Source organism: Sphingomonas sanguinis (genome assembly GCF_019297835.1).
Lineage (GTDB): Bacteria > Pseudomonadota > Alphaproteobacteria > Sphingomonadales > Sphingomonadaceae > Sphingomonas > Sphingomonas sanguinis_D.
On sequence record NZ_CP079203.1, the window covers coordinates 3,290,001 to 3,300,747 of the forward strand.

Here is a 10,747-nt window from a genome sequence, read left to right on the forward strand (position 1 = left end):
ACACCATAGGGGGTAGAGCACTGGATGGTTGCGGGGGTCGCGAGATCTACCAATACTAACCAAACTCCGAATACCTATGAGTGATACTCGGGAGACAGACGGCGGGTGCTAAGGTCCGTCGTCAAAAGGGAAACAGCCCTGACCTACAGCTAAGGTCCCCAAGTCGTGTCTAAGTGGGAAAGCATGTGGAAATCCCAAAACAACCAGGAGGTTGGCTTAGAAGCAGCCATCCTTTAAAGAAAGCGTAACAGCTCACTGGTCTAAACAAGGGTTTCTGCGGCGAAGATGTAACGGGGCTCAAGACACGCACCGAAGCTTAGGGTGTGCACTTTGTGCACGCGGTAGCGGAGCGTTCCGTAAGCCTGCGAAGCGATCTGGTAATGGGTCGTGGAGGTATCGGAAGTGCGAATGCAGACATGAGTAGCGATAAAGAGGGTGAGATGCCCTCTCGCCGAAAGACCAAGGGTTCCTGCGCAAGGCTAATCCGCGCAGGGTGAGCCGGCCCCTAAGACGAGCCCGAAGGGGGTAGTCGATGGGAACCACGTTAATATTCGTGGGCCTGGTGGTGTGTGACGGATGGTGTGTGTTGTCTGACCTTATCGGATTGGTCAGGCTTCGAAACTGTCCCGGGAAATAGCCCCACCGTATAGACCGTACCCGAAACCGACACAGGTGGTCAGGTAGAGTATACCAAGGCGCTTGAGAGAAGTGTCCTGAAGGAACTCGGCAAATTGCCTCCGTACCTTCGGAAGAAGGAGGCCCCATGTAAGCGCAAGCTCTCATGGGGGGCACAGGCCAGGGGGTAGCGACTGTTTAGCAAAAACACAGGGCTCTGCTAAGTCGGCTTCAAGACGACGTATAGGGCCTGACGCCTGCCCGGTGCCTGAAGGTTAAGTGGAGGAGTGCAAGCTCTGAAATGAAGCCCAGGTAAACGGCGGCCGTAACTATAACGGTCCTAAGGTAGCGAAATTCCTTGTCGGGTAAGTTCCGACCTGCACGAATGGCGTAACGACTTCCCCACTGTCTCCAGGACATGCTCAGCGAAATTGAATTCTCCGTGAAGATGCGGAGTACCCGCGGTTAGACGGAAAGACCCCGTGCACCTTTACTGCAGCTTCAGAGTGGCATTGGACAAGAACTGTGTAGCATAGGTGGGAGGCTTTGAAGCATTGGCGCCAGCCGATGTGGAGCCATAGGTGAAATACCACCCTGTTGTTGTTTAATGTCTAACCTCGTACCGTGAAACCGGTACAGGGACCCTCTGTGGCGGGTAGTTTGACTGGGGCGGTCGCCTCCTAAAGAGTAACGGAGGCGCGCGAAGGTTGGCTCAGGACGGTTGGAAACCGTCTGTTAGAGTGCAATGGCATAAGCCAGCCTGACTGCGAGACTGACAAGTCGAGCAGAGACGAAAGTCGGTCATAGTGATCCGGTGGTCCCTCGTGGAAGGGCCATCGCTCAACGGATAAAAGGTACGCCGGGGATAACAGGCTGATAACCCCCAAGAGCTCATATCGACGGGGTTGTTTGGCACCTCGATGTCGGCTCATCACATCCTGGGGCTGGAGCAGGTCCCAAGGGTTTGGCTGTTCGCCAATTAAAGTGGTACGTGAGCTGGGTTCAGAACGTCGCGAGACAGTTTGGTCCCTATCTGCCGTGGGCGTCGAAATTTGAGAGGAGTTGACCCTAGTACGAGAGGACCGGGTTGAACGTACCTCTGGTGTACCTGTCGTCGTGCCAACGGCGCAGCAGGGTAGCTATGTACGGACGGGATAACCGCTGAAAGCATCTAAGCGGGAAGCCTCCCTCAAGATAAGATTTCTCAGGACGGTCGAAGACCACGACCTTGATAGATCGGATGTGGAAGTGCGGTAACGCATGGAGCTAACCGATACTAATTGTCCTATTCGCGCTTGAGAGCTCCACACCCCCACCATCAGCCCTGGGCTAGATGGCAATACGGGTGCGGTCATCAATACAGCCAGTGCACGCATCGATTTTATACCCACACACCCTCGAGCCAACCCTCGAGGGTCAGTATTCGCGGACTCTATTGCCTGGTGGCCATAGCGTCGGTGTCCCACCCGATCCCATCCCGAACTCGGCCGTGAAACCCGACTGCGCCAATGGTACTACTGCTCAAGCAGTGGAAGAGTAGGGCGTCGCCAGGCATTACAGTCCGCGAATACACACAAAACCCATTCACTCGTCTCCTCGGGCCAATCCAGCCCGGGGCGCTAAGCCCCACGACACCACGCGTGAAGCGTGCCGCCGTGCGGCTCAGCTAGCGTCGCGGGGTGGAGCAGCCCGGTAGCTCGTCAGGCTCATAACCTGAAGGCCGCAGGTTCAAATCCTGCCCCCGCAACCATTCCTCCCCACTACCATAACCGCCCGGCATACCCCGTGGCGGCTTTTTGCGTTTGCCCACGCTCCCCATACGCCAAGGGCGGACATGGCATTCGCCATGTCCGCCCCGTTTGCGGGCCAGCGGCCGAAGTTACGCCTTCAGGCCCTTCGCCATGTTCAGATGCGCCGTCACCGTCGGGATGAGGTCGCTGGCAAAGCTCTTCAAAGACGCCACGTCTCCCGTCGTCGCATACCCCTTCAGCGCATCCAGCGTCTGCTGATGCCCCGACCTCTGCGCCGCTATATACGCCGCGTCGAACGCCTCGCCCCGCAGCGACCTCAAACGCTCCACCACCGCCTGCTGCTCCGCGTTCAATACCGCCTCAGGCGTGAGAGCAGGCGTCAGGCCGGCGGAAGTGAACTGACCTCAAACGTAATGCTGAGCCAACCGGGAGAGGTAGTGATGGAGATACGCTGAATTCCCACCAGGCGTCCCATGCGGAACGGCTTTATCAAGCGTTTTAAGGGGGTATGCGAGGCGGTTTCGCTTCAACAGGTAACGTGACTGCCCGCCAAGATGAGGGGCGCACAATAGATGCCGCCTCATTGCTTGGCGGCGCTACATCCGCTGCTGGGGTGCCGGTTTCCGGCGTTCCCGGGCTACCTAACCTTGGAAGCCGTCAGGTCGAGCCATTCTCGCAAAAGCCCGTTGATACGCTCGGGCTCTTCAAGAGCCGCCATATGTCCGCACTGGTCGAAGATATGGAACGACGATCCTGGGATCGCGTCGTGCAATTCGCGGGCATGATCGACCGGCGTTATGCGGTCTTGCCGGCCGACGACGATCAGGGTGGGCACGGCGATGTCGCCGAGATGGCCGCGGCTGTCGGGGCGATTCATGATCGCGCGTTGCTGGCGCAGGAAGGCGGTCTTGCCGACGCGGCCTGCCATGGCCTGCATGGCGGTGGCGACATCGTCTTCCCAATGATTGCGATGGACGAGATTGCGGAGCAGCGGGCGGGATACGCCCAGGAATCTGCCGCGTTCGAGCGATTGGATCCCTCGCAGTCGCTCATGGGTTCGCTCGGGCGTGTCGGCGCGGGCGCTGGTGTCGATCAGGGCGAGGCGGCGGACCCGTTCGGGGGCCTGCCGCATGATTTCCAGCGCGACATAACCGCCCATGGACAGCGCGACGAGCGAGAAGCTGGGCGGCGCGGCGGCCAGTGTTCGCACCGCCATCGCCGCTATGTCGTCGTCGAGCGTCAGGTCCGCGACGAAGGGGGCGCAGCGATCCGCCAGGGCGTCGATCTGGCTGCGCCACAACGATTGGTCGCAAAGCAGGCCGGGCAGGAACACCACCGGCTCTAGGGGCGCCTGGGCGGTTCGTCGCGTCGTGCTGGGCGACGGGGTAGCGGGAATTTCTTCGCCGCCAATATAGGGAGTGAAAGGGCCGCCGTCCCGATGATGATCCAACATGGCTTGCATGACCCTGCGTCCTTCTCGAAACGGCGGCAATGGCGGCTCAGTCTTCGGTGATCAGGCTGTCCTGGCGGGTGTCGCGCATCCGCAGATACACGATCAGCGAGATGCCGATCATCGCGGTGACGTACCAATAGAAGCCCTGCTCCCACCCGGCGGCCTTGAACTTCAACGCGACGAACTCGGCGGTGCCGCCGAAGATGGTGTTGGCCAGCGCATAGGGCAGGGCGACGCCCAAGGCCCGGATATGCGCGGGGAACATCTCGGCCTTCACCACCGCGTTGATCGAGGTGTAGCCCGTCACGATGATGAGGGCGGCCATGACCAGCAGGCCTGCGGTAAACATGTCCTGCGTGTGCTGGAGCGCGGTGAAGATCGGATAGGTGAACAGCACGCCCGAGATGCCGAAGGCGATCATCAGCGGCTTGCGCCCGATCTTGTCGCTCAGCGCACCGGCGACCGGCTGGAGCAGCATGAAGATGAACAGCGTGACGGCGTTGATCTGCGTCGCAGCTTCCTTGGTGAAGCCGCTGGTGTTGACCAGGAACTTCTGCATGTAGATCGAATAGGCGTAGAAGGCGAGCGTACCGCCGGCGGTCAGCAGCATGACCAGCGCGGTTTCCTTCGGGTGATAGCGCAGCAGGGTCAGGAAGCCCGACTTGGGCGCGTCGGCCGCCTTGGCGTTCTTGAAACTCTCGGTCTCCGCGAGGCCACGGCGCAGGCGGAACACGACGACAGCCAGCACCGCGCCGACCGCGAACGGGATACGCCAGCCCCATTCCTCCAACGCGGGCTTGCCCATGACGTTCTGGAGCAGCAGCAGCAGCAGGATCGCGAGCAGCTGGCCCGAGATCAGCGTGACATATTGGAAGGACGAGAAGAAGCCGCGCCGATCCTTGCCCGCCATTTCGGACAGATAGGTCGCGCTGGCGCCATATTCGCCGCCCACCGACAGGCCCTGCATCAGGCGCGCGAGGACGAGCAGTGCGGGCGCCATCACGCCGATCGTGGCGTAACCGGGGGTCAGCGCGATGATGAGTGAGCCGAGGCACATCAGCGTCACCGACAGGGTCAGGCCCGCCTTGCGGCCGTGGCGGTCGGAATAGACGCCCATCACCCAGGCCCCGATCGGCCGCATCACGAAACCGACCGCGAACACGGCGGCCGCGCTCAGTAGTTGGGCGGTCTGGTTGTCGCTGGGGAAGAAGTGCGGCGCGAAATAGAGGGTGAAGGCGGCATAGACATACCAGTCGAACCATTCGACCAGATTGCCGGTCGATCCGCCGATGATCGATTTCAGCCGGGTGTTGGTGCTGGGCGGCGTGGCGGCCGCCAGAGGGGGTGTCATGGGTATCGTCGCCATGTCGTCTCTCCCATTATGGTTCATTGTTCTCTCGGTATCGGAAGTGACCGCGTAGGGCCGGAGAGCGGCGCGGGCACCAGCCTGCGCAGCCATCAGATGGTCGTCATGGGCGGTGATGATGGGCGGAATGAGCGCGTCGTTGTTGGCGACCAGCGATAGGGTCGAACGCCTGTCATTATGATCCGCGAACCTCGCCATCCCGTCCTTTCACGCCCGATGATTTCGGTGCCGGGTCAGGATGCGCGAGAGTGTGCACGGGGTAAATTGACCGCGAGAAAATCGTATTAATGTAGATATAACAGTATGTTAAAAGGTGAATTGTGTCTTGATCCACTCGATCCTGTGCAAAATTCTGCATGGCGTCGGAAAGCAAAGTGCAGCATCCTGCAAAAATGCCCGCTCGCCGCATCCTTCCTCTGATTCTGGCCGGGATTTTTTCCGGCCTGATCGGGCTGCTGGCCTGGCTCGCTGCCTCCGCCTGGCTGGGCCGAACCGCGCAGGACGATGTGCGCGAGGAGGCGGGGCGCGTGGCGCGGCAGCAGGTGCGCCTGTTTGCCAGCGATCTGGCGCAGTTCCGGCTGCTCCCGCTGGTGTTGGGCGAGTATAACGATTTGGGCGATGCGCTGCGCCAGGGCGACCCGGCCGCGCGGCGCCGCATGGACGGCAAGCTGCGTCTGCTCGCCGAGCGCACCGGCGCGCCGGTCCTTTATCTGATCGACCGGGCGGGAAAGACGGTGTCCGCCTCCAACGCGGATACGGCCGAGAGCTTCGTCGGACGCAATTACCGGTTCCGCCCCTATTTCGTGCACGCCATGCGGGAGGGGGCGGCGGAATATTATGCGGTCGGCAATGTCAGCGGTCGCCCCGGCCTGTTCCTCGCCCGCCGCATCGGTCCCGCCGCCAGGCCGGACGGCGTGATCGTCGTGAAGGTCGAATTCGACAAGCTGGTGCGGATCTGGCGCACCGATCCGGGGCAGACGCTGGTGATGGATGGGCGCGGCATCGTCCTGTTCGCGACCGACCCGACCGAGCGGTTCCGCACGACCCGCCCACTGACCCCGGCCGAGCGGGCCGCCATCGCCAGCGCCGCACAGTTCGGGCAGGCGCCGCTGCGACCCAGCCGCTACAGCCTGTCGGGGGACGGCTCTGCGGTCATGCCGGGCGGGGTACGGTCGGTCGCCGGATCGGTGGCGATGCCGGTGCCGGGCTGGAAGCTGGTCCATGTCATGCCGGTCGCGACCGCCTTGCGCAAAGCGGCCAATCTGGCGCGGCTGATCGGGCTGGTCGCGGCGCTGGTCAGCGGATTGGTCGCGGCATTCGTCCTCTGGCGCGTCACCCGCGCCGCCGATGCCGCGCGCGAACGCGCCCGGCTGGAGGCCGCCGTTGCGAACCGCACCGCCGAGCTGCGTGCCGAGATCGCCGAGCGGACCCGGATCGACCTGCGCTTTCGCGAGGCGCGCGAGGAACTGGCGCAGGCCAACCGGCTCGGCTCGCTGGGGTCGATCACCGCCGGGCTGGCACATGAGATCAACCAGCCGGTCGCCACCATCCGTACCCTGTCGGAGAATGCCCTTGCGCATCTGGCAGGTGGGCGGCCGGACCGGGTCGCGGCCAATCTGGACACCGCGATCGGGCTGACCGCGAAGATCGGTGCCATCACGCAGGAGATGCGGCGTTTCGCGCGGCGGGGCACGGGCACGATCGAACCCGTGCCGCTGGATGCGGTGATCGCGGGCACGCGCCTGTTGATCGGCGACCGGTTCCGCGCAGCCGGGGTCGCGCTAGATTGGCCGGGGGCGGGCCAGCCGGGCGTGATTGCGGGACGGGTGCGGCTGGAACAGGTGCTGGTCAACCTCCTCCAGAATGCGCTCGATGCGGTGGCCGGGGAAGAGGCGCCGCGGATCGCGCTGACCATTGCGGTCGACGGCGACCGGGTCGCGCTGACCGTCGCCGACAATGGCCCCGGTATCGATCCGGCCATCGCCGACCAGATTTTCGAGCCCTTCGTTACCGGCAAGCCCGAGGGGTTGGGCCTGGGGCTGGGCATCGTCCGCGACATCATCAAGGCGTTCGACGGCACGGTATCGGTGGTGCCGTCGCCGCTGGGCGGTGCGGCCTTCCGGGTGACCGTCGCACGCGCCAAGGAGGAGATGGCATGAAGGTTCTGCTGATCGACGACGATGACGAACTGCGCGCCGCCATCGCCGATACGTTCGAAATTGCGGGGATCGCGGTCGAGCCCCATGCCGACGCACGCGGCGCACTCGGCACGCTGGTACCGGACTATGAAGGGGTGGTCGTCACCGATATCCGGATGCCGGGCATGGACGGCCATGCCGTGTTCGACGCGGTCCATGCCAGCGATCCCGAGCTGCCCGTCCTGCTGATGACCGGGCATGGCGACATCGCGATGGCGGTCGCGGCCATGGGGCAGGGCGCGTTCGACTTCATCGCCAAGCCCTTCGCCAGCGATCATCTGGTCGCCAGCGTCCGCCGCGCGCTGGAGACGCGCAGGCTGGTGCTGGAGAACCGGCGGTTGCGCGCCGCGCTGCCGGCGGCCGAAGAGGACTTCCCGCTGATCGGCACGACGCCCGCCATGTCGGCCTTGCGCGACGCGGTGCGCCAGCTGGCGCAGGTCGAGGTCGATGTGCTGATCGAGGGGGAGACCGGCACCGGCAAGGAACTGGTCGCGCGGATGTTGCATCGCTGGAGCAAGCGGCGCGGGCGCGAATTCGTGGCGATCGACTGCGCCGCCTTGCCCGATCAACTGGCCGACGAAGCGCTGTTCGGCGGGCGTATGCAGGGCGGCCGTATCGACGATGCCAATCGCGGAACGCTGTTCCTCGACGAGATCGACAGCATGTCCAGCGCGGTGCAGGGCAAGCTGCTGCGCGTGATCGAGGAGCGCGAACTGCCCCCCATCGGCGGCGGATCGCCGCGCAGCGTCGACCTGCGCATCGTCGCGGCGGCCAAGGGCGACCTGTCCCAGGCGGTCGCCGAGGGGCGGTTCCGCGAGGATCTGCTCTATCGTCTGGAAACCGTGCGCGTCCGCATCCCGCCCTTGCGCGAACGCCGGGCGGATGTGCCGTTGCTGTTCAGCTATTTCCTGCACGAAGCGGCGGAGCGTTTCGCGCGCCCGGTCCCGCCGCTGACCGCGACGGTCGAGGCCCGGCTGATGACCGATCCCTGGCGCGGCAATGTCCGGGCGCTGCGCAACTTCGCCGTCCAGACCGTGCTCGCCCTGCCGGACACGGAGGGCGACGAGGACGGCCTGCCGCTCGCCGACCGGGTCGCCCGGTTCGAGGCGGCGGTCATCGCGGAGGCGCTGCAAAAGGCGGCGGGCGATGTCGGTGTCGCCGCCGAAGCGCTGTCGATGTCCAAGCGCAGCCTTTACGACCGGCTCCAGCGCTACGGTCTGGACGCCAGCGAGCACCGCCGGTCGGGCTGACCCATCGTTCCCATGGGGAAAGCCGGGGAGGTGCAGCCCGGTTCCTGATCCATGTTGGTGGATCGGGGGGATCAAGCGGCGTTGATCGCCGTTCGGCTGTCGATCGGTTCAGCTTGGCGTAGGATAGCGTGAATTAAAGCGCCGGTCCGACGACGACATGCCGACGAACAGGGGCTATCATATCCGCATGACCATATTGCCTTTCTCCGTTTCCCGCCCGTCCGTTGCCCGGCTGCTCGGTACGTTGGCGGCGGGGTCGATGATCGCGACTCCGCTGCTGGCGCAGGTTACCCCGCCGCCGGTCATGGTGCCCCCCGCTCCGGCGCAGACCCAGACCCCCGCGTCGCAGCCCCAGGTCGCGCCGCCCGCGATCGTGCAGCCCCTGCCGCAGGCGGCGCCCGCTATCGCCATCCCTGCGCTCTCGGACGCGCAGGCGCGACAGCTCGCGACGCTGATCGCCCAAGGCGAGGTGGCGCAGGGCTTGCGACAGGGGCCGCCGCGCGACCTGTCGACCCTGTCGCCCGCCGCGCTGACCCGCGTGGCGCTGGATTACGCCCATGCCGTGCATGTCGGGCGACTCGATGCGGCGGACTTTACGAAGGACTGGGGCATCCGGCCGCAGCCCTATGATCCGGCCCCCGGCTTTGCCGAGGCGGTGCGGCGCGACCGGCTGTCGGCGTGGATCGCCTCGCTGCCGCCGCCCTATGCGGGCTATGACGCGCTGGTGAAGGGGCTGGCCCGCTATCGCGCCATGGCGGCGGCGGGCGGCTGGTCGTCGCTCCCGTCGACCACCATCAACTTCGGCGCGAGCGGGCCGCAGGTGCTGGCCCTGCGCAAGCGGCTGGCGGTCGAAGACCCGGCGGTCAGCGCCACCGGCGAGAAGTTCGACGACGATCTGCTCGCGGCGGCGCGGCGGGCGCAGCGTCGCTATGGCCTGAACCCGGTCGGCACCGTCGGCAGCCGGACCATCGCCGTGCTCAACGTGCCGGTGGCGCAGCGCATCCGCCAGATCATGGCGAATATGGAGCGCTGGCGCTGGTTGCCGCAGCAGCTGGAGGCCAAGCGCGTCCAGGTGAACATCGCCGCCGCCGTGCTGACCGTGTTCGACGGCGACAATCCGGTCATGTCGATGAAGGCGGTGACGGGGCGTCCGGGCAACGAGACGCCGATGCTGGTCTCGACCATCCGCAGCATCGTGCTGAACCCGCCCTGGAACGTGCCCAGCTCGATCGCGAACAAGGAGCTGTGGCCCAAGGAGCGGGCCAATCCCGGCTATCTGAAGCGCGCGGGTTTCCGCATCATCGACAATGGCGACGGCTCCAAGCGGTTGCAGCAATCGTCGGAAAAGAGCGCGCTGGGCCGGTACAAGTTCGACTTCCCCAACGACTTCGCGGTCTATCTGCACGACACGCCCGCCCAGTCGGGCTTTTCCAAGTTCGACCGTCTGGCCAGCCATGGCTGCGTCCGGCTGGAAAAGCCCGCCGATCTGGCCTCGTTGATGCTGAAGACCACGCCCGAATGGCAACAGCCGCAGATCGATGCGGTCATCGCCTCTGGCAAGACGGTGCGCGCGACCATGGCGGAGCCGGTGGCGGTCTATCTGCTCTATTGGACCGCCTTTGCGAATGCCGATGGGCAGGTGGGCTTCCGCGAGGACCCGTATAGCTGGGATGCGCAGCTGGCGAGCAAGATCGAGGCGCGCTCGGCCGAGCGGGCACAGGCGACCAAGGACTAAAGGGTACAGATGATGAAGATTGCCACCAAGAGCGCCATGGCGCTGTTCGCTGCCGGGCTGTTGCTGGCGGGCTGCTCGCGCTCGTCGGAGGACCCGCCCGTGCCGGTCGAAAACGATACGCCGGTCGTGGAAGAGAATATGAGCGTGCCGGAGGAAACCCCGGTCATGACCGATGATGCGGAGTCGGTCGCGCCGGTCAATATGGCCGTCGACACCATCCCGCCGCCTCCGCCCGAACGCACGGTCGACCAGCAGATGCTGGACGATGCCTCGGCCACCGGCATGACCTCGCGTGTCCAGCGCACGCCCAGTGGCGATGCGCCTGGCGAGGGTATCGAGCCGAAGGACGGGCAGTAACATAAGATCCTCCCCGGCACGG

The 10,747-nt window shown here is 64.6% G+C and carries 7 protein-coding genes, 1 tRNA gene and 2 rRNA genes (1 of these 10 running past the window's edge); 7 read left to right on the forward strand and 3 right to left on the reverse strand.

The genetic code is table 11. The features are described 5' to 3' along the window. The 3 genes from KV697_RS15420 to KV697_RS15430 form a co-directional block, all read left to right on the forward strand. Positions 1 to 1,915: ribosomal RNA gene (locus tag KV697_RS15420) — 23S ribosomal RNA — on the forward strand; it begins 876 nt to the left of the window's first position. A gap of 138 nt (positions 1,916 to 2,053) precedes the next feature. Continuing rightward, positions 2,054 to 2,168: ribosomal RNA gene (rrf, locus tag KV697_RS15425) — 5S ribosomal RNA — on the forward strand. 120 nt (positions 2,169 to 2,288) lie between these two features. After that, positions 2,289 to 2,365: transfer RNA gene (locus tag KV697_RS15430), tRNA-Met, on the forward strand. Between the two features lie 129 nt (positions 2,366 to 2,494). On the opposite strand, the gene KV697_RS15435 is transcribed toward KV697_RS15430, so the two are convergent. From KV697_RS15435 to KV697_RS15445, 3 genes are all read right to left on the reverse strand, one after another. Then, positions 2,495 to 2,719, reverse strand: coding sequence for a DUF4142 domain-containing protein (locus KV697_RS15435; protein ID WP_257575366.1), 225 nt, complete (start codon positions 2,717 to 2,719; stop codon positions 2,495 to 2,497). Positions 2,720 to 3,003: 284 nt separating this feature from the next. Continuing rightward, positions 3,004 to 3,828, reverse strand: coding sequence for an alpha/beta fold hydrolase (locus KV697_RS15440; RefSeq protein WP_257575367.1), 825 nt, complete (start codon positions 3,826 to 3,828; stop codon positions 3,004 to 3,006). Positions 3,829 to 3,865: 37 nt separating this feature from the next. Beyond that, the gene (locus tag KV697_RS15445) at positions 3,866 to 5,170 is read right to left on the reverse strand and encodes an MFS transporter (RefSeq protein WP_219021436.1); all 1,305 of its coding nucleotides are present in this window, start codon (positions 5,168 to 5,170) and stop codon (positions 3,866 to 3,868) included. A gap of 407 nt (positions 5,171 to 5,577) precedes the next feature. Between KV697_RS15445 and KV697_RS15450 the strand changes: the two genes are divergently transcribed. The 4 genes from KV697_RS15450 (at position 5,578) to KV697_RS15465 (ending at position 10,725) form a co-directional block, all read left to right on the forward strand. Further along, entirely contained in the window at positions 5,578 to 7,344 is a 1,767-nt protein-coding gene (locus KV697_RS15450; protein ID WP_219018947.1) for a sensor histidine kinase, read from the forward strand. Continuing rightward, complete coding sequence (locus tag KV697_RS15455; protein WP_219018948.1) at positions 7,341 to 8,633, forward strand: sigma-54-dependent transcriptional regulator; 1,293 nt, start codon at positions 7,341 to 7,343, stop codon at positions 8,631 to 8,633. Before KV697_RS15450 ends, KV697_RS15455 begins: the two co-directional genes overlap by 4 nt. Before the next feature lie 187 nt (positions 8,634 to 8,820). Next, the gene (locus KV697_RS15460) at positions 8,821 to 10,368 is read left to right on the forward strand and encodes a L,D-transpeptidase family protein (RefSeq protein ID WP_219021437.1); all 1,548 of its coding nucleotides are present in this window, start codon (positions 8,821 to 8,823) and stop codon (positions 10,366 to 10,368) included. A gap of 12 nt (positions 10,369 to 10,380) precedes the next feature. Then, entirely contained in the window at positions 10,381 to 10,725 is a 345-nt protein-coding gene (locus KV697_RS15465) for a hypothetical protein (RefSeq protein ID WP_257575369.1), read from the forward strand. The last annotated feature ends 22 nt before the right edge of the window (positions 10,726 to 10,747 follow it).